This window comes from Streptomyces sp. NPDC039465 (genome assembly GCF_055639315.1).
Map to the genome: position 1 here is coordinate 199,078 of NZ_JBVKAP010000006.1, position 18,181 is coordinate 217,258.

Consider the following 18,181-nt stretch of genomic DNA (forward strand, 5'->3'; position numbering starts at 1 on the left):
GGCCACCCCGGCCGCCCCCGGCTCGCTAGCGTTCCACGCGGACCGGTTCGCGGTCCTCGGCTGGGGTCGGGGTCGGGTCCTTCTTCGGCCAGATCGCGTAGGTGAGCGCGATCAGGCCGTGGATGGCGGCCGTCTTCCAGGCCGCGGACATCCAGCTCTCCAGCGAACCGGTCCGGCTCGGGTCGCCCACGTACCAGATCGCGAGCTGGAGCAGCGCGGTCGCGACCGCGGCGCCGAGGAGGGTGCCGAGCCAGAGCTTGCCCTCGTAGGCCGCCCGGGCCATGCCGTACTTCGGCGGACGCCACGGCACCGGGCCGCCGCCGAAGCGGTGTGCGGCGTGGCGGTCGAGCCACTTGACCGTGCGGTGGCCGTGGCCGACGGTGTAGCCGATGTAGAGCGCGGCCACACCGTGCTTCATGCTCGGCTCGGCGCCGTTCTTCAGGTCGATCGCGGTGACGACCAGCAGCAGGACCTCCAGCAGCGGCTCGCACAGGAGCAGGGCCGCGCCGGTCCGGGGCATCTTCAGCAGGTAGCGGACGGCGAGTCCGGCCGCCAGCAGCACCCAGAATCCGACCTCGCAGATCACGATCATGGCGACGATCACGGGGGCTCTCCTTTCGTACGGTTCCAGCCTCCCGTCGCCGTCGCCACCCCGCGTCGTCGTCAGTGACGAGCTGCGACTGCATCCTTCGATGTACTGGCGGCTCCGACCGGGCGGGGAGTCCGGGGCGGGCCGGTACGTGTTTGATGGGAGGGTGACTCTGCCCCGCCCTCACCGCGACGACGTACTCATCGCCGCCGGCGGCCTGATCGGCGGCCTGCTGCTGTGGGCCATCGGGCTGCACACCCAGGGCGGCCGGCTCTTCCCTCAGCACTGGGTGGCGCTGGTGCCGCTCGGCGTGATGGCCGCGATGGAGCTGGTACGCCGGACGATGCCCCGTACGGCACTGTTCGTCGGCACGCTGGCGATCGTGGCGGACCAGTTCACCACCGGCAGCGTGGCGACCGTCCTGATGTTCACGGACATCGTGTACGCGGCGGTGGTGTGGGGCACCCAGGCCTCCGCCCGGCGCATCCCGGTCACCACCGGGCTGATCAGTGTGGCGGCGACCATCGGTTTCGTGGCGTGGTACCGCGATCCGGAGGCGCTGCTCGTCGGCATGGTCGTCGGTCTGGTCTCGTTCGCGCCCGCCACCACCGGGGCTCTGGTGCGCGGGCACCGGCAGGCGGCGGAGACGGCGACGCTGCGCGCCCAGCAGACCGCGCTGCTCGCCGAAATGGACCGGGCCCAGGCGGTGACCGCCGAGCGGGCCCGGATGGCCCGGGAGCTGCACGACATGGTCGCCAACCATCTGTCGGCGATCGCCATCCACTCCACGGCCGCGCTGTCGATCGACGATGACGCCACCACCCGGCAGGCGCTGACCGTGATCCGGGAGAACAGTGTCGAGGGCCTCGCCGAGATGCGGCGGCTGATCGGGCTGCTGCGGGCCAGCAGCGGTGACGCGGAGCCGGCCGCCTCCCCCACGCTCGCCGGTCTGGACGCGCTGCTCGCGCAGGCGACGGCCAACGGCGCCTCCAGCGGGCTGACGTTCACGCTGGACGACGCGCGTCGGCCTCGGCAGGAGCCGCTGCCCGCGCCGGTCGAGCTCGCCGCGTACAGGATCGTGCAGGAGTCGCTGACCAATGCCCTCAAGCACGCCCCGGCGGGCCCGGTCACGGTGACCCTGGGCCAGGACGACCGGGCTCTGACCGTGCGGGTGACCAGCACGTTCGGCGACCGTCCGCGGCCGCGCGCGCCCGGGTCGGGGGCGGGTCTTGTCGGTATGCGGGAGCGGGTGGCCCTGCTCGGCGGGGCCTTCGAGGCAGGACCGGTCGGCACTCCCGACGGTGCGAAGATCTGGCAGGTACGGGCGGAGCTGCCCGCCGAGGAGAGGACGCCCAAACCATGACGATCCGGGTGGTGGTCGCCGAGGACCAGAGCGCGGTGCGCGCCGGTCTGGTGCTGATCCTGGGGAGCTCGCCGGAGATCGAGGTGGTGGGTGAGGCGGCGGACGGGGAGCGGGCCGTGGAGCTCGCCCGGGAGCTGCGCCCCGATCTTGTCCTGATGGACATTCAGATGCCGCGGATGGACGGGGTGACGGCGACCCGGCAGGTGGTCGCCGAGGGCGTTGCCGACGTGCTCGTGCTGACCACGTTCGACCTGGACGAGTACGTCTTCGGGGCGCTGCGGGCGGGGGCTTCGGGGTTCCTACTGAAGAACACCGACGCCAGGGAGCTGATCGAGGCGGTGCGGACGGTGGCGCGCGGCGAGGGTCTGATCGCCCCGGCGGTGACCCGGCGGCTGATCGCCGAGTTCGCGGCGCCGCGGCCCGTACGCTCCCCCGACGCGCCGGATCCGGCGGTGCTCGACGTGCTGACGCGCCGGGAGCGGGAGGTGCTGTCGTGTCTGGGGCAGGGCCTGGCCAATGCGGAGATCGCGGTGCGGCTGGAGATGGCGGAGGCCACGGTCAAGACGCACGTCAGCCGTCTTCTGGGAAAGCTGGAGCTGCGCAGTCGGGTCCAAGCGGCTGTGCTGGCGCAGGAGTTGGGGGTCTGACCCCTTAACCTCCCCCAGTCGCACCACCTATGGTCTGGACCTATTGACGATTGGTCCAGACCTTCCTACGCTCACGGCGCGCACAGTTCACGGACCACCCCCACCTTGTCCGTCCGCAACTTGAGGAGCACCGTTGAGCACTCAAGCCTCCGTGCACCAACCACGCTTCAGATCCCGGGTCGCCGCCGGGCTGACCGCACTGCTGCTGCCGCTTGCCGCGATGGTCGGTCTGGCGACCCCCGCCGAGGCCGCCGAGTCGGCCACCGCCACGTACACCAAGGTCTCCGACTGGGGCAGCGGCTTCGAGGGCAAGTGGACGGTGAAGAACACCGGCACCACCACCCTCAGCTCCTGGACCGTCGAGTGGGACTTCCCCTCCGGCACCGCCGTCACCTCCGCCTGGGACGCCACCGTCACCAGCTCCGGCACCCACTGGACCGCCAAGAACGTCGGCTGGAACGGCACCCTCGCCCCCGGCGCCACCGTCTCCTTCGGCTTCAACGGGACCGGCGGCGGCGCCCCCTCCGGCTGCAAGATCAACGGCGCCTCCTGCGACGGCGGCTCGCAGCCCGGCGACGCCCGGCCGAGCGCCCCCGGCACCCCCGTCGCCTCCGAGATCACCAACACCTCGGTCAAGCTGACCTGGACCGCCGCCACCGACGACAAGGGCGTCAAGAACTACGACGTCCTGCGCGACGGCGCCAAGGTCGCCACGGTCACCGGCCTGACCTGGACCAACACCGGTCTGACCGCCGGCACCGACTACACGTACACGGTCCAGGCCCGGGACACCGCCGACCAGACCGGCCCGGTCAGCGGCTCCGCGTCGGTCCGTACCACCGGAGGCGGCACCGGCCCCGGCCCGAGCTCCACGGTCAAGCTGGGCTACTTCACCAACTGGGGCGTCTACGGCCGCAACTACCACGTCAAGAACCTGGTGACGTCCGGCTCCGCGTCGAAGATCACGCACATCAACTATGCCTTCGGCAACGTCCAGGGCGGCAAGTGCACCATCGGTGACGCCTACGCCGACTACGACAAGGCCTACACCGCCGACCAGTCCGTCGACGGCAAGGCCGACACCTGGGACCAGCCGCTGCGCGGCAACTTCAACCAGCTGCGCAAGCTCAAGGCGCAGTACCCGCACATCAAGGTGCTGTGGTCGTTCGGCGGCTGGACCTGGTCCGGCGGCTTCGGCCAGGCCGTGCAGAACCCGACCGCCTTCGCCCAGTCCTGCTACGACCTGGTCGAGGACCCGCGCTGGGCCGACGTCTTCGACGGCATCGACCTGGACTGGGAGTACCCCAACGCCTGCGGTCTGTCCTGCGACACCAGCGGCCCGGCCTCCTTCAAGAACATGATGCAGGCCATGCGCGCCAAGTTCGGCACGAAGAACCTGGTCACCGCGGCCGTCACCGCCGACGCCTCGGCCGGCGGCAAGATCGACGCGGCCGACTACGCGGGCGCCGCGCCGTCCATGGACTGGTTCAACGTCATGACGTACGACTTCTTCGGCGCCTGGGCGGCCAAGGGACCCACGGCCCCGCACTCCCCGCTCACCTCCTACCCCGGCATCCCGCAGGCGGGCTTCAACTCCGCCGAGGCGATCGCCAAGTTCAAGGCGAAGGGCGTCCCCGCCGCCAAGCTGCTGCTCGGCATCGGCTTCTACGGCCGCGGCTGGACCGGAGTGACCCAGAAGGAGCCGGGCGGCACCGCCACGGGCCCGGCGGCCGGCACGTACGAGCAGGGCATCGAGGACTACAAGGTCCTCAAGAACTCCTGCCCCGCCAACGGCACCGTCGCCGGCACCGCCTACGCCCACTGCGGCACCAACTGGTGGAGCTACGACACCCCCGCCACGGTCACCTCGAAGATGGGCTGGGCCAAGAACCAGGGCCTGGGCGGAGCCTTCTTCTGGGAGTTCAGTGGTGACACCAGCAACGGCGAGCTCGTCAGCGCCATCAACAGCGGCCTGAGGTAGCGGCCTGAAGCAGGGGCCACGGATCAGCGGGGGCGGCGCAGCACGCCGTCCCCGCTGTACTCCACGTGGTGCGGGACCACCCGGCAGGCGTCGCCGAGCACCGCGACCGCCGCCCGGTAGTCCTTCTCCGTCTCGACGTCGTACAGCCGCACCGGCGGGTGCGGCTGTGCGCGCCCCGCCCAGTGCAGCAGCTCGGCCGGCCGGCCGGGGGCGCTGACGGTCAGCGTCGCCGGGTCGGTCATCAGCCCGTCCCCGGTCGCCTTGAGGACCGCCTCCTTGCGGGCCCAGTACCGGATGAAGGCGGCGCGCCGCTCGGACTCCGGCAGCCGGTCCAGCTCCGCGCGCTCGACGGCGGCGAGGACGTTCAGCGGCAGCTCGCCGCGGGTCGCGGCCTGCTCGATGTCGACGCCGACCGGTCCGGTGTACGTCAGCGCGACGGCCACCATCTCCCCGGAGTGGGACAGCGACAGTTCGAGGGGGGAGTCCGGCAGACCGGGCTTGCCGTGCGGACGGTCGGGCGTTCCGTCGCAGTGGTTGCAGACCGTGGTGAAGACGAGCCGCGCGGGATCCGTGCCCAGCTGCGCGGCGGTCACCTGGCGCAGCAGGGCGTGCGCGGTCAGATACAGCGCCCGCGGTTCGTCCCGCAGAAACGCGTCGTAACGGGCCCGCTCCTCCTCGTCGAGGAGAGCGAGCAGGGCGGGAGAGGGTACGGAAACGGCCCTGGCGGTCCACACATGGCACTCACCGGGCCGTACGACTGCTACGGGATCGCTCACGCGACGTTGACCCTCTGCCCCGGAGGCGCCGCCTCCAGCCAGGCCAGGAAGCCGGTGAGCGCGTCCTCGCTCATGGCCAGCTCCACCCGGGTCCCCTGATGGAGACAGCCCAGCACCACGGCGTCGGAGAGCAGCGCCAGCTCCTCCTCGCCCTCGGGCATCCGGCGGGCCAGCACCTCGATGGACGAGCGCTCCAGGATGCGGCGGGGGCGGGGCGCGTACGAGAAGACCCGGAACCAGCCGATCCGGTCACCGCTGTAGCGGGCGACCCCGTACACCCAGCCCTTGCCGGACGGGTCGGGTTTCTCGGGGACGTTCCAGCGAAGGCTGCAGTCGAAGGTCCCGCCGGAGCGCTGGATCAGCCGCCGCCGCAGTCCGAAGACGAAGAGCCCGATCACCACCAGTGCGACTACCAGGCCGCCCACGAGCAGAGCGAGGAACATCTTCACCGACCTCCTCGCTTCGTCCCGTAACCGTCATACACAGTGGATCTGCATCGCCTCAGCCGCGACACGGTCTGGAAAATTCCAGTCGTGCCGCGGCTGAGGTTCACACTCTCGGTGCGGAGCGCCTTAGCGCACCGCTACCGCGCGCAGCCGGACATCGGCGCGGCGCTCAGCGGCCGCGTCCGACTCCGCCTTCGCACGCTCCAGCGCGCGCTCGGCGCGCTGGGCGTCGATCTCGTCCGCCAGCTCGACGATCTCCGCGAGCAGAGACAGCTTGTCGTCGGCGAACGAGATGAAACCGCCGTGCACGGCGGCGACGACGGTCGCGCCCTCGCTCGTACGGATGGTCACCGGGCCCGACTCCAGCACACCGAGCAGCGGCTGGTGGCCGGGCATGACGCCGATGTCGCCGGAGGTGGTACGCGCGATGACCAGGGTGGCCTCGCCGGACCAGACACTCCGGTCCGCGGCGACCAGCTCGACGTGCAGCTCAGCAGCCAAGGGTGGCTCCTCGGGTCACCACCCGGCGGGTCTGCCGGGTGTTGGGGTCAATTCTAAGGGCGTGGCGAGGGGGGCGGGACCGATCCCGCCCCCCTCGGGCGAGCACGGGGCTCAGGAGACGCCGAGCTCCTTGGCGTTGGCCTTCAGGTCCTCGAGGCCACCGCACATGAAGAACGCCTGCTCGGGGAAGTGGTCGTACTCACCGTCGCAGATCGCGTTGAACGCGGCGATCGACTCGTCCAGCGGCACGTCCGAACCGTCCACGCCGGTGAACTGCTTCGCCGCGTGGGTGTTCTGGGACAGGAACCGCTCGACACGGCGGGCGCGGTGGACAACGAGCTTGTCCTCCTCGCTCAGCTCGTCGATGCCGAGGATCGCGATGATGTCCTGGAGGTCCTTGTACTTCTGCAGGATCCCCTTGACGCGCATGGCGGCGTCGTAGTGCTCCTGCGCGATGTAGCGCGGGTCCAGGATCCGGGACGTGGAGTCCAGCGGGTCCACGGCCGGGTAGATGCCCTTCTCCGAGATCGGACGGGAGAGAACCGTCGTCGCGTCGAGGTGGGCGAAGGTGGTCGCCGGCGCCGGGTCGGTGAGGTCGTCGGCGGGGACGTAGATCGCCTGCATCGAGGTGATCGAGTGACCACGGGTCGAGGTGATGCGCTCCTGGAGGAGACCCATCTCGTCGGCCAGGTTCGGCTGGTAGCCCACCGCGGAGGGCATACGGCCGAGCAGGGTCGACACCTCGGAACCGGCCTGGGTGAAGCGGAAGATGTTGTCGATGAAGAACAGCACGTCCTGCTTCTGCACATCGCGGAAGTACTCCGCCATGGTCAGACCGGCGAGGGCCACGCGCAGACGGGTGCCCGGGGGCTCGTCCATCTGGCCGAAGACCAGCGCGGTCTTGTCGAGAACGCCGGACTCCTCCATCTCCGCGATGAGGTCGTTGCCCTCACGCGTGCGCTCGCCGACGCCGGCGAACACGGAAACACCCTCGTGCAGCTTCGCCACACGCATGATCATTTCCTGGATGAGAACGGTCTTGCCGACACCGGCGCCACCGAACAGACCGATCTTTCCACCCTTGACGTACGGGGTGAGAAGGTCGACGACCTTCAGGCCGGTCTCGAACATCTCGGTCTTCGACTCGAGCTGGTCGAAGGCCGGGGCCTTGCGGTGGATGGACCAGCGCTCGCCCACCTCCGACTCGGCCTCGGGCTCGTTCAGGATCTGACCCAGCGTGTTGAACACGCGGCCCTTGGTGACATCGCCGACCGGCACCGTGATGCCGTTGCCGGTGTCCACCACGGGGGCCTGGCGGACCAGACCGTCGGTGGGCTGCATGGAGATGGTGCGGACCAGGCCCTCACCAAGGTGCTGGGCGACCTCGAGGGTCAGCGTCTTCTTGGCGCCCTCCTCGGCCGGGTCGGCGACCTCGACGTGCAGGGCGTTGTAGATCTCCGGCATCGCGTCGACGGGGAACTCCACGTCGACGACCGGGCCGATGACCCGGGCGACGCGGCCCGTGGCGGCGGCCGTCTCAACAGTGGTCGTCATTACTTGTCACTCCCCGCGGTCGCGTCGGCCAGGGCTGCGGTGCCACCGACGATCTCGCTGATTTCCTGGGTGATTTCGGCCTGGCGGGCCGCGTTGGCAAGTCGGGAGAGATTGTTGATCAAGTCTCCCGCGTTGTCGGTCGCCGACTTCATCGCGCGGCGCGTGGCGGCGTGCTTGGAGGCAGCCGACTGGAGCAGCGCGTTGTAGATCCGGCTCTCGACGTAGCGCGGCAGCAGGGCGTCGAGGACGTCCTCCGCCGACGGCTCGAAGTCGTACAGCGGACGGAGCGTGTCCTGCTCGCCCGCCTCCTTCGCCACCTCGTCGAGGCTGAGGGGCAGCAGCCGGGCCTCGACCGCCGTCTGCGTCATCATCGAGACGAACTCGGTGTAGACGATGTGGAGCTCGTCCACGCCGCCCTCGGCCGTGTCCTTCTCGATCGCCTCGATCAGCGGAGCCGCGATCGCCTTGGCGTCCGCGTACTCCGGCTGGTCCGTGAAGCCGGTCCACAAGTCGGCCAGCTTGCGCTCACGGAAGTTGAAGTGCGCGACGCCACGGCGGCCGACGACATAGATGTCGACCTCGCGGCCCTCGCCCTCCAGCTTGCGGATGAGCGCTTCCGCCGCCTTGATGGCGTTGGAGTTGAAGGCGCCGGCCAGACCGCGGTCGCTCGACAGGAGCAGGACCGCGGCGCGGGTCGGGTTCTCCGCCTCGGTGGTCAGCGGGTGCTTGTCGTTCGCACCCGTGGCCACCGCGGTGACCGCGCGGGTCAGCTCGGTGGCGTACGGGGTCGACGCCTGCACCTTGCGCTGCGCCTTGACGACGCGCGAGGCGGCGATCATCTCCATCGCCTTGGTGATCTTCTTCGTCGCGGTGACGGATTTGATGCGACGCTTATAGACCCGGAGCTGCGCTCCCATGAGTCAGGTCCCTTCCGTCGTCACTTCGAGACGTTGACGGCAGCGGAAGCGTCGTCGCCCAGCAGCTTCCCGTCAGAGGTCTCGAACTGCTTCTTGAACTCCGCGATGGCGTCGCCGATGGCCTGCAGCGTGTCGTCCGACAGCTTGCCGCCCTCACGGATGGAGGTCATGAGACCCGAGTGGTTCTGGCGGAGGAACGCCAGCAGCTCGGCCTCGAAGCGACGGATGTCGGCGACCGGGACGTCGTCCATCTTGCCGGTGGTGCCGGCCCAGATGGAGACGACCTGGTTCTCGGTCGGCATCGGCTGGTACTGAGCCTGCTTGAGCAGCTCGACCATGCGCTGACCGCGCTCCAGCTGCGCCTTCGACGCGGCGTCCAGGTCGGAACCGAAGGCGGCGAACGCCTCCAGCTCACGGAACTGGGCGAGGTCGACACGGAGGCGACCGGAGATCTGCTTCATCGCCTTGTGCTGGGCGGAGCCACCGACACGGGAGACCGAGATACCGACGTTCAGGGCCGGACGCTGGCCGGCGTTGAACAGGTCGGACTCCAGGAAGCACTGGCCGTCGGTGATGGAGATGACGTTGGTCGGGATGAACGCCGAGACGTCGTTGGCCTTCGTCTCGACGATCGGCAGACCGGTCATCGAGCCCGCGCCCATCTCGTCCGACAGCTTCGCGCAGCGCTCGAGCAGACGCGAGTGCAGGTAGAAGACGTCACCCGGGTAGGCCTCACGGCCCGGCGGGCGGCGCAGCAGCAGCGACACGGCGCGGTAGGCGTCGGCCTGCTTCGACAGGTCGTCGAAGACGATCAGGACGTGCTTGCCCTGGTACATCCAGTGCTGGCCGATGGCGGAACCGGTGTACGGCGCCAGGTACTTGAAGCCGGCCGGGTCGGACGCCGGGGCGGCGACGATCGTCGTGTACTCGAGCGCGCCGGCCTCCTCCAGGGCGCCGCGCACGGACGCGATGGTGGAGCCCTTCTGACCGATGGCGACGTAGATGCAGCGGACCTGCTTGTTCACGTCGCCCGAGCGCCAGTTGTCACGCTGGTTGATGATCGTGTCGACGCACAGCGCGGTCTTGCCGGTCTGACGGTCACCGATGATCAGCTGACGCTGGCCACGGCCGACGGGGGTCATCGCGTCGACGGCCTTGTAGCCGGTCTCCATCGGCTCGTGGACCGACTTACGGGCCATAACGCCCGGTGCCTGCAGCTCGAGGGCGCGGCGGCCCTCGGTCGCGATCTCGCCGAGGCCGTCGATCGGGTTGCCGAGCGGGTCGACAACGCGGCCGAGGTAGCCCTCGCCGACACCTACGGAGAGAACCTCACCGGTGCGCTGCACCGGCTGTCCCTCCTCGATACCGCTGAACTCGCCGAGGACGATCGCACCGATCTCGCGCTCCTCGAGGTTGAGGGCGAGACCGAGGGTGCCGTCCTCGAACTTCAGCAGCTCGTTCGCCATGGCCGAGGGAAGACCCTCCACCTTGGCGATGCCGTCGCCGGCCAGGCTGACCGTTCCGACCTCCTCGCGCGAGGCCGCGTCCGGCTGGTACGACTGGACAAAGGTCTCCAGCGCGTCCCGGATCTCCTCCGGCCGGATCGTGAGCTCCGCCATCTGGGTTCCCTGCTCTCCTTGTTGGGCCCGAAGTTTTCTTGGGGGTCTGGGGGCCGACCCCCAGGAATCTTCTGCAATCTCTGCACGGCCCAACCGGGCCGCAGGTGATGCTGTGTTCAGTTGGTGGCTGACGTCAGCCGGCGAGCCGTCGGGCCGCCTCTTCGAGGCGCTCCGAAATGGTGCCGTTGATGATCTCGTCACCGACGCGCACCGAGATCCCGCCGAGGACCGCCGGGTCCACGTCCAGGTTCAGGTGCATCTGGCGCCCGTACAGCTTGGCCAGCACGGCGCCGAGGCGCTGCTTCTGCCCGTCGGTCATGGGCACCGCCGTGGTGACGACGGCGACCATGCGGTCCCGACGCGCCGCGGCAAGCTTGGACAGGGACTCGAGTCCCGCTTCCAGGCTACGTCCCCGCGGCTGGGTCACGAGACGGACCACCAGACGCTCGGTGACCGGGTTGGCCTTGCCGCCGAGCAGGCTGCGCAGCAGCTCACCCTTGGCGGACACGGACGCCGTCTTGCTCGTCAGCGCCGAGCGGAGCTCGGGGCTGGAGGCGACGATCCGGCCGAACCGGAACAGCTCGTCCTCGACGCTGTCGAGCACACCGGCCTGCTGCGCCGCGGTGAGGTCGGCGGTGCTCGCCAGCGCCTCGATCGCGTCGACCAGGTCGCGCGACTGCGACCAGCGGGAACGGACCATGCCGGAGACCAGGTCGACGGTCTCGCCGCCCACCTGACCGCTCAGCAGCCGCCCGGCCAGCTCGGCCTTGGCCTCGCCGGCCTGCGACGGGTCCGTCAGGACCCGGCGCAGCGACACCTCGCGGTTGAGCAGCGCGGTAACGGCGGCCAGCTCCTCGGCGAGCTTCGCCGCGTCGACCGACCCGGTGTCGGTCAGCGCGTCGAGACGCTCACGTGCGGCAGCCAGTGCCTCGCGGCTCGCTCCGTTCATCGGGCAGCCTCGGCCTTCTCCTCGAGCTCGTCGAGGAAGCGGTCGATGGTGCGGCTCTGGCGGGCGTGGTCCTCGAGGGACTCGCCGACCAGCTTGCCGGCCAGGTCGGTGGCGAGCTTGCCCACGTCCTGGCGCAGCGCGGTCGCCGCGGTCTTGCGGTCGGCCTCGATCTGGGCGTGGCCGAGAGCGATGATCTCGTCGCGCTGGCGCTGGCCTTCCGCCTTCATCTCCTGGATGAGAGCGGTGCCCTGCTCCGTGGCCTCCTGGCGAAGACGCGCGGCCTCGTGGCGGGCCTCGGCGAGCTGAGCCTTGTACTGCTCCAGCACGCTCTGAGCCTCGATCTGGGCCGACTCGGCCTTCTCGATGCCACCCTCGATGGCCTCGCGGCGCTGCTCCAGAACCTTGTTGATGTTCGGAAGGAGCTTCTTCGCGAGGAAGCCGAAGACGATGACGAAGGCGATCAGGCCGATGACGAGCTCGTCGAGATGCGGGACGAGAGGATTCTGAGGCTCCTCCGCCTGCGCAAGAAGCAGAGCGTTCACATCAGTGCCTTCCGTGAAAGGGGTTGGGCTGTCGGTCCGGCTTACTTGTAGACGAAGCCCATGACGATGCCGATGAGGGCGAGCGCCTCACAGAAGGCGAAACCCATGATCTGGTTGGTACGGATCAGGCCGGCAGCCTCGGGCTGGCGGGCAAGGGCCTGGGTGCCGTTACCGAAGATGATGCCGACGCCGACGCCGGGGCCGATGGCGGCGAGGCCGTAGCCGATCGCGGAGACGTTACCGGAGACGGCGTTCTCGGCGGCGAGGGTCTGGAGAGCGGACATGCCGGTTCTTCCTTCTCTTTCAATGTCCCGGTGGGGGTTGGCCACCGGACGAATGCGGGTCTTGGGAAATGGAGCTGGCTCAGTGGTGCTCGGAGAGCGCGCCCTGCACGTAGCTGGAGGCCAGGAGGACGAAGACGTACGCCTGCACGGCCTGGATGAAGAGCTCGAAGGCGGTCATCACGATGACCATCACGAACGAGGCACCGGCGTAGACGAAGCCCAGGCCGTTCATGAGGTACCAGGTCGCCAGGGAGAACATGACGATCAGGAGGTGACCGGCGAACATGTTCGCGAACAGTCGGACCGCGTGCGTGAAGGGGCGGATGATCAGGTTCGAGAAGAACTCGAGGACCATCACGACCGGCAGGATCGGGCCGAGGTTCTTGTCGTAGCCGAGGATGTTCTTCCAGCCGCCGACGAAGCCGTGCTTCTTGAAGGTCAGGCTGATCCAGAGCACGTACACGATCAGCGCGAGAGCGGCCGGGAAGGCGATCAGCGAGGTGACCGGGAACTGCGCGAGCGGGATGATGGACCAGAGGTTCATGATCCACACGAAGAAGAAGAGCGACACCATCAGCGGGACGTACTTCTCGCCGTCCTTCTTGCCGATGATCTCGTAGACAATGCCGCGACGCACGAAGTCGTACCCGGCCTCGCCGATCATCTGAACCTTGCCCGGCACCATCTTGGGCTTGTTGAAGGCGGCCCAGAAGAAGCCGACGACCACGAGCGTGCTGATCAGCGCGAGCAGCATCGGCTTGGTGAACTCGAAGCCGCCGATGGTGGCGATGGGCTCGTACAGGAAGGTGTGGAGGCCCGGCGCCGGGAAGCCACATCCGGTGAAGATGTGGCAATCGGGGTCGAAGGCAAGCGTCTGGTCAGCACTCACCGCGGGCTCCTTCAGCGTGGCGCATAGGTACGGCAACCTCGTTGTGTCGGCGCGGCACGCAGCCGCGGGTCGGCACTGGACTGGTCTTACGGATAAGGGGGCGGCGGTTCGGCTTCGAGCCTCGCGCTGGGACAGGCGTCAGCTCGGATGCCCGCGCCCGCAGTGCCGCAGTTGGCACCGGACGATAGCAGGATCCCGAACGGGCATTTATCCCGGCCCTACCCTTCACGTCGACGAACCCGTCTTCTCGGGCTTCTCACCCTTCGCGGCTTCGGAATCGACGTACATGATCTTCGCGGTCATGTACGCGCGCGCCTGAGCGGCGATCCAGACAATGGTCGCCGCGAGCAGGGTGAATCCGAAGGCCTTGAAGTTGAACCACGTCGTGTTCTTGAGCAGGGCCATCAACATGAAGAGCAGCAGCAGTTGGGCCGTGTAGAGCATGAGCCCCATGGCCTGGAACAGCTGCGGAAGAGACTTTGCGGTCCGCTGGAGCACCACGAGACCGATTCCCATGAAGAGGATGACCACCACCGTCCCGGCGACGGCCCCGAGCGCCCCCTTGCCGCCGGCGACCACGCCGCTGATCACGGCGGCGACTGCGCCGGTGACAGCGGAGGGTACGGCGGCGTAGAGCAGGGTGCGGGCGTCGTTGGACGGCATGGCGGCATCTCCGCTTGCTGGTGGGGGCAGTGGTGTCGTCATGGACGAGCGTATGCCCGGTCCGAGGCGTGATCTCGGGGCCAACGGACCGTCGCACTACGGTCCTTCGGCTCTGTCGCCGGGTCTCGTGAACCGTATCACAAACTATTTGAATAGGTCTTTACCCAGTGGTGTGCTCACTCTCACACATGAGAGTGAGCCTGCGCGTGTGTGCAGGAAACCGAGGGGCCTTGTCTGGTAATGCGGCGGATTGCCGCATTCGTCAACTGGGCGTACCGGCCTTACGCCGGTCCGTGAACCGCGAACGGTGGCCGATCGCGGTCGCCCCATTGACCCCGGCGGGCACAGGGGTGCGCTCCTCCACCGGGGCGGTGGAGGCGGCGGGAGAGCCGGCCGCCGGTTCTGTGGCGGCGAAACGGCGCCTGCGGTAGCGCGGCGGTACGAAGGATTCCGCCCAGCGCGGGGCCCGCGGCGTGAACCGCGGCAGCAGCAGGAGCACCAGTCCGGCGGCGCTCAGCACGACGATCAGCAGCACGATCCACATCGACGCCGAGTGCACCGAGTAGGCGAGCGTGCCGAAGGCGATCAGCGCCGACCAGAAGTACATGATCAGCACGGCCCGGCTGTGGGAGTGCCCGATCTCCAGGAGCCGGTGGTGGAGGTGGCCGCGGTCGGCGGCGAACGGCGACTGGCCGTGCCAGGTGCGGCGCACGATCGCCAGGATCAGGTCCGCGACCGGGATCGCGATGATCGTCAGCGGCAGCACCAGCGGGATGAAGACGGGCAGCGCCGCGTGGGTGGCCTCACGGGTGGAGCCCTCGAAGATCTTGAGGGCGTCCGGGTCGACCTGGCCGGTGATCGAGATCGCGGAGGCGGCGAGGATCAGCCCGATCAGCATCGAGCCGGAGTCGCCCATGAAGATCCGGGCGGGGTGCATGTTGTGCGGCAGGAACCCCAGGCACATGCCGATGAGCAGGACGGCGAAGAGCGTGGCGGGGGCGGCGGCCTCGATGGTGTAGCCGAACCAGATCCGGTACGCGTACAGGAAGAAGGCCCCGGCGGCGATGCAGGTCATGCCCGAGGCGAGGCCGTCGAGGCCGTCGACGAAGTTGACCGCGTTGATGGTGATGACGACCAGCGCGACGGTGAGCAGCGTGCCCTGCCACTGGGTGAGGGCGACGGTGCCGACACCGGGGATGGGCAGCCAGAGGATCGTCAGACCCTGCATCACCATCACACCGGCCGCGATCATCTGCGCGCCCAGCTTGATCAGGGCGTCGATCTCGAACTTGTCGTCCAGGACGCCGATCAGCCAGATCAGGGCGGCGCCGGAGAGCAGCGCGCGTGGCTCGTTGGAGAGGTCGAAGACGCTGCTGAGGTTCTCCAGGTGCGAGGCGACCAGCAGGCCCGCGCACAGCCCGAAGAACATGGCGATGCCACCGAGCCGCGGTGTCGGTTCTCGGTGTACGTCTCGCGCGCGGATCTCCGGCATCGCCCCGGCCGCGATGGCGAACTTCCGCACCGGACCGGTCAGCAGGTAGGTCACCGCAGCCGTGACACAGAGCGTCAGCAGGTAATCACGCACGGGCTGCCCCACAGGAATCGCTGGCCATCTCAGCCCCACACCCTAGCTGTGCCATCCATGTGCTGAAGGACATCCGGGGCAGGGCGATGGTTGCACGGCCCGTTTCCCTACCGTCCGTACGGAGGAAATCGCCCGGCAAGATCACGTACTTCGGCGCGGACGCGGGCGGCCTCGTCGGGGTCCTCGCTGAGCGCCGCGGTGAAGAGGGTGGCGATTCTGGCCATCTCGGCCGGGCCCATGCCCTGGGTCGTCACCGCGGCGGTGCCCAGGCGGATGCCCCGCCCGTCGCCGTACGGCAGGGCGCAGGTGTCGAGGACCACTCCGGCGGCCGCGAGCCGCAGCCGGGCGAGGCGTCCGTCGATGCCGAGCGGGGAGGGGTCGGCGGTGATGACGTGGGTGTCGGTGCCGCCGGTGGTGAGCGCGAAGCCCTCGGTGGCGAGAGCGGCCGCGAGGACCCGGGCGTGATCCACCACCTGATGGGCGTACGCGGAGAACGCCGGTGTTGCCGCCTCGCCGAAGGCGACGGCCTTGGCGGCGATGGTGTGCATCTGGGCGCCGCCCTGGGTGAAGGGGAAGACGGCCCGGTCGATGCGCTCGGCGAGCTCGGCGCCGCACAGGATCAGTCCGCCGCGGGGGCCGCGGAGCACCTTGTGGGTGGTGGCGCAGACCACGTCCGCGTACGGCACGGGGCTGGGCGCCGCGCCGCCGGCGATCAGGCCCATGGGATGAGCGGCGTCGGCGATCAGATAGGCGCCGACCTCGTCGGCGATCTCCCGGAAGAGGGCGTAGTCGATGTGGCGGGGGTAGGAGATCGAGCCGCAGACGATGGCCTTGGGGCGGTGGGTGCGGGCGAGGGTGCGGACCTGGTCGTACTCGATGAGGCCGGTGCCGGCGTCGACGCCGTAGGGCACGAAGTCGAACCAGCGGCCGGAGAAGTTGGCCGGTGAGCCATGGGTGAGGTGGCCGCCGAAGGCCAGTCCCATGGCGAGAACGGTGTCTCCGGGCCGGAGCAGCGCGGCGTAGGCGGCGAGGACGGCGGAGGAGCCGGAGTGGGGCTGTACGTTGGCGTGTTCGGCGCCGAAGAGGGCTTTGGCGCGGTCGACGGCGATGCGTTCGGCGGCGTCGACGAACTCGCATCCGCCGTGGTGGCGGGCGCCGGGGTAGCCCTCGGCGTACTTGTTGGCGAGGGGCGAGCCGAGGGCGGCGAGCACGGCGGGCGAGGCGAAGTTCTCGGCGGCGATGAGCTGCAGGCCGTCGCCCTGCCGTCGTACCTCGCCGAGCATCACATCGGCGATCTCCGGGTCCTGCCGTCGCAGGACGTCGAAATCCGGACCGTAGGCGGTGGCACGCACATCGTCGGAGGCGGCAGCGGGAGCAGCGGTGACCGGCATCTTGGCTCCAGGCGTGGGCTGGGCTTCAGCTCCAATGTAGGCGCGCGGCGACCCGGATGCGCGGTAGTACGGCGATCCGGGTGCACGGCTTGTTTTCGGCCACTCACCCCCATGAGCCGTCAGGTCCGGGCGGACGCCCCACGCGGGCGCCGCCGTCACATACGCGCCGGCACACCCGTCAGCGCGGTCACGACCGGATCCAGCGCCTGATTGATCTCGTCCCCGATCGAACGGAAGAACGTGATCGGCGCCCCGTACGGATCATTCACCTCGTCCGCCTCCGCGCTCGGCGCCAGCAGCCAGCCCCGCAGCGCCGCCGCCGCACGCACCAGCGCACGCGCCCGCTCGACCATGCCGTCGCTGAGGGGGTCCGGGAGCGTCGCCGGGTCTATGGCGCGGACCAGGCGGGTGAATTCCTTGAGGGTGAAGGTGCGCAGGCCCGCGGAGTGGCCCATCGAGATGACCTGGGCGCGGTGGTCGCGGGTGGCCGTGAGGACCAGGTCCGCGCGGATGACGTGTTCGTCGAGGAGCTCGCGGCCCACGAAGCCGGTCGCGTCGGCGCCGAAGTCCGCGAGGACGATCTCGGCGTTGGCCTCCATCGGGGCGCCCTCGTGGCCCCAGGTGCCCGCGCTCTCCACGATCAGGCCGCCCGCGAGCGGATCGCCGCCCAGGCGGTCGCTCAGGGCATGGCGGGTCAGCCGCTCGGTGATCGGCGAGCGGCAGACGTTGCCGGTGCTGACGTGGAGGATGCGGAAGGAGTTGTCGTACCCCGCTATGCCACGCCCCTCAGGGGCGGTCACAGTGCTGGTCCTCGGTTGTGCGCTCCGCTCACGGGGCCACCTCGAGGTCGGGTACGACCTTCCGGAGCTCGTCCGCGTCCAGGGCACCGGCGCGCAGCAGCACCGGCACCTTGCCGGTGACGTCGACGATCGAGGACGGGACGATGCCCGGGGTGGGGCCGCCGTCCAGGTAGACGGAGACGGAGTCGCCGAGCATCTCCTGCGCGGCGTCGCAGTCCTCCGGCGCCGGGTGCCCGGTCAGGTTGGCGGAGGAGACGGCCATCGGGCCTACCTCGGTGAGCAGCTCGATGGCGACCGGGTGCAGCGGCATCCGGATCGCGACCGTGCCACGGGTGTCCCCCAGGTCCCACTGGAGGGACGGCTGGTGCTTGGCGACCAGGGTCAGCGCGCCCGGCCAGAAGGCGTCGACGAGTTCCCACGCCTGCTCGGAGAAGTCGGTGACCAGGCCGTGCAGGGTGTTCGGGGAGCCGATGAGGACCGGGGTGGGCATGTTGCGGCCACGCCCCTTGGCCTGCAGCAGGTCGGCGACCGCCTCCGAGGAGAAGGCGTCCGCACCGATGCCGTACACGGTGTCGGTGGGGAGCACGACGAGCTCGCCGCGGCGGACGGCCGACGCGGCCTCTCGCAGGCCCGTCGTACGGTCCGTCGCGTCGTTGCAGTCGTATCGCCGAGCCATCAGCGGGCC

The 18,181-nt window shown here is 69.4% G+C and carries 19 protein-coding genes; 3 read left to right on the forward strand and 16 right to left on the reverse strand.

From position 1 onward, the window contains the following. Positions 1 to 25: 25 nt before the first annotated feature. On the reverse strand, positions 26 to 604 hold the full coding sequence (locus ACZ7LT_RS21310) for a hypothetical protein (protein WP_471237636.1): 579 nt from the start codon (positions 602 to 604) through the stop codon (positions 26 to 28). Between the two features lie 151 nt (positions 605 to 755). On the opposite strand from ACZ7LT_RS21310, the gene ACZ7LT_RS21315 reads away from it, so the two are divergent. From ACZ7LT_RS21315 to ACZ7LT_RS21325, 3 genes are all read left to right on the forward strand, one after another. After that, positions 756 to 1,952, forward strand: a complete 1,197-nt coding sequence (locus ACZ7LT_RS21315) for a sensor histidine kinase (RefSeq protein ID WP_471237637.1) — start codon at positions 756 to 758, stop codon at positions 1,950 to 1,952. Next, on the forward strand, positions 1,949 to 2,599 hold the full coding sequence (locus ACZ7LT_RS21320; protein WP_471237638.1) for a response regulator: 651 nt from the start codon (positions 1,949 to 1,951) through the stop codon (positions 2,597 to 2,599). The genes ACZ7LT_RS21315 and ACZ7LT_RS21320 overlap by 4 nt, the downstream gene beginning before the upstream one ends. Positions 2,600 to 2,732: 133 nt before the next feature. Beyond that, positions 2,733 to 4,580, forward strand: coding sequence for a glycosyl hydrolase family 18 protein (locus ACZ7LT_RS21325; RefSeq protein WP_471237639.1), 1,848 nt, complete (start codon positions 2,733 to 2,735; stop codon positions 4,578 to 4,580). Positions 4,581 to 4,603: 23 nt separating this feature from the next. Here the strand turns inward: ACZ7LT_RS21325 and ACZ7LT_RS21330 are convergent, their stop codons facing one another. The 15 genes from ACZ7LT_RS21330 to ACZ7LT_RS21400 all read right to left on the reverse strand — a co-directional run bounded on the left by ACZ7LT_RS21330 (position 4,604) and on the right by ACZ7LT_RS21400 (position 18,172). Next, on the reverse strand, positions 4,604 to 5,356 hold the full coding sequence (locus ACZ7LT_RS21330) for a 4'-phosphopantetheinyl transferase family protein (RefSeq protein WP_471237640.1): 753 nt from the start codon (positions 5,354 to 5,356) through the stop codon (positions 4,604 to 4,606). Then, a complete protein-coding gene (locus ACZ7LT_RS21335) occupies positions 5,353 to 5,799 on the reverse strand; it encodes a DUF2550 domain-containing protein (protein WP_471237641.1) in 447 nt (148 codons plus the stop codon). The genes ACZ7LT_RS21330 and ACZ7LT_RS21335 overlap by 4 nt, the downstream gene beginning before the upstream one ends. A 129-nt stretch (positions 5,800 to 5,928) precedes the next feature. Beyond that, positions 5,929 to 6,303 carry a F0F1 ATP synthase subunit epsilon gene (locus tag ACZ7LT_RS21340; RefSeq protein ID WP_471237642.1) on the reverse strand — a complete coding sequence of 125 codons (375 nt, stop codon included), beginning with the start codon at positions 6,301 to 6,303 and terminating at the stop codon, positions 5,929 to 5,931. Positions 6,304 to 6,414: 111 nt separating this feature from the next. Then, positions 6,415 to 7,857: a F0F1 ATP synthase subunit beta gene (atpD, locus tag ACZ7LT_RS21345; protein WP_471237643.1), complete on the reverse strand. Its 1,443-nt coding sequence runs from the start codon at positions 7,855 to 7,857 to the stop codon at positions 6,415 to 6,417. Next, positions 7,857 to 8,774 (reverse strand): F0F1 ATP synthase subunit gamma, encoded by a 918-nt coding sequence (locus ACZ7LT_RS21350; RefSeq protein ID WP_471237644.1) that lies wholly within the window; start codon positions 8,772 to 8,774, stop codon positions 7,857 to 7,859. Before ACZ7LT_RS21350 ends, atpD begins: the two co-directional genes overlap by 1 nt. 20 nt (positions 8,775 to 8,794) lie before the next feature. Continuing rightward, complete coding sequence (gene atpA / locus ACZ7LT_RS21355) at positions 8,795 to 10,393, reverse strand: F0F1 ATP synthase subunit alpha (protein WP_471237645.1); 1,599 nt, start codon at positions 10,391 to 10,393, stop codon at positions 8,795 to 8,797. 133 nt (positions 10,394 to 10,526) lie between these two features. Then, the gene (locus ACZ7LT_RS21360) at positions 10,527 to 11,342 is read right to left on the reverse strand and encodes a F0F1 ATP synthase subunit delta (protein WP_471237646.1); all 816 of its coding nucleotides are present in this window, start codon (positions 11,340 to 11,342) and stop codon (positions 10,527 to 10,529) included. Then, positions 11,339 to 11,884, reverse strand: a complete 546-nt coding sequence (locus ACZ7LT_RS21365) for a F0F1 ATP synthase subunit B (protein WP_471237647.1) — start codon at positions 11,882 to 11,884, stop codon at positions 11,339 to 11,341. The genes ACZ7LT_RS21360 and ACZ7LT_RS21365 overlap by 4 nt, the downstream gene beginning before the upstream one ends. 41 nt (positions 11,885 to 11,925) lie before the next feature. Continuing rightward, complete coding sequence (gene atpE, locus ACZ7LT_RS21370) at positions 11,926 to 12,168, reverse strand: ATP synthase F0 subunit C (RefSeq protein WP_019889504.1); 243 nt, start codon at positions 12,166 to 12,168, stop codon at positions 11,926 to 11,928. A gap of 79 nt (positions 12,169 to 12,247) precedes the next feature. Further along, on the reverse strand, positions 12,248 to 13,057 hold the full coding sequence (gene atpB, locus ACZ7LT_RS21375) for a F0F1 ATP synthase subunit A (RefSeq protein WP_471237648.1): 810 nt from the start codon (positions 13,055 to 13,057) through the stop codon (positions 12,248 to 12,250). A gap of 225 nt (positions 13,058 to 13,282) precedes the next feature. Beyond that, positions 13,283 to 13,720 (reverse strand): hypothetical protein, encoded by a 438-nt coding sequence (locus tag ACZ7LT_RS21380; protein ID WP_471237649.1) that lies wholly within the window; start codon positions 13,718 to 13,720, stop codon positions 13,283 to 13,285. Positions 13,721 to 13,982: 262 nt separating this feature from the next. Next, positions 13,983 to 15,305, reverse strand: a complete 1,323-nt coding sequence (locus ACZ7LT_RS21385) for an MraY family glycosyltransferase (protein ID WP_471237650.1) — start codon at positions 15,303 to 15,305, stop codon at positions 13,983 to 13,985. A 107-nt stretch (positions 15,306 to 15,412) separates the two neighbouring features. Continuing rightward, a complete protein-coding gene (locus tag ACZ7LT_RS21390; protein WP_471237651.1) occupies positions 15,413 to 16,696 on the reverse strand; it encodes a serine hydroxymethyltransferase in 1,284 nt (427 codons plus the stop codon). A gap of 155 nt (positions 16,697 to 16,851) precedes the next feature. Beyond that, positions 16,852 to 17,496 carry an arsenate reductase/protein-tyrosine-phosphatase family protein gene (locus ACZ7LT_RS21395; protein WP_471237652.1) on the reverse strand — a complete coding sequence of 215 codons (645 nt, stop codon included), beginning with the start codon at positions 17,494 to 17,496 and terminating at the stop codon, positions 16,852 to 16,854. Positions 17,497 to 17,524: 28 nt separating this feature from the next. Further along, on the reverse strand, positions 17,525 to 18,172 hold the full coding sequence (locus tag ACZ7LT_RS21400; RefSeq protein ID WP_019889496.1) for an L-threonylcarbamoyladenylate synthase: 648 nt from the start codon (positions 18,170 to 18,172) through the stop codon (positions 17,525 to 17,527). Between the last annotated feature and the right edge of the window lie 9 nt (positions 18,173 to 18,181).

Coding starts and splice junctions, on each gene's coding strand:
- ACZ7LT_RS21320 (WP_471237638.1), top strand. CDS start 1,949: ATGACGATCCGGGTGGTGGTCGCCGAGGACCAGAGCGCGGTGCGCGCC.
- ACZ7LT_RS21335 (WP_471237641.1), bottom strand. CDS start 5,799: ATGTTCCTCGCTCTGCTCGTGGGCGGCCTGGTAGTCGCACTGGTGGTG.
- atpD (WP_471237643.1), bottom strand. CDS start 7,857: ATGACGACCACTGTTGAGACGGCCGCCGCCACGGGCCGCGTCGCCCGG.
- ACZ7LT_RS21350 (WP_471237644.1), bottom strand. CDS start 8,774: ATGGGAGCGCAGCTCCGGGTCTATAAGCGTCGCATCAAATCCGTCACC.
- atpA (WP_471237645.1), bottom strand. CDS start 10,393: ATGGCGGAGCTCACGATCCGGCCGGAGGAGATCCGGGACGCGCTGGAG.
- ACZ7LT_RS21360 (WP_471237646.1), bottom strand. CDS start 11,342: ATGAACGGAGCGAGCCGCGAGGCACTGGCTGCCGCACGTGAGCGTCTC.
- atpE (WP_019889504.1), bottom strand. CDS start 12,168: ATGTCCGCTCTCCAGACCCTCGCCGCCGAGAACGCCGTCTCCGGTAAC.
- ACZ7LT_RS21380 (WP_471237649.1), bottom strand. CDS start 13,720: ATGCCGTCCAACGACGCCCGCACCCTGCTCTACGCCGCCGTACCCTCC.
- ACZ7LT_RS21390 (WP_471237651.1), bottom strand. CDS start 16,696: ATGCCGGTCACCGCTGCTCCCGCTGCCGCCTCCGACGATGTGCGTGCC.
- ACZ7LT_RS21400 (WP_019889496.1), bottom strand. CDS start 18,172: ATGGCTCGGCGATACGACTGCAACGACGCGACGGACCGTACGACGGGC.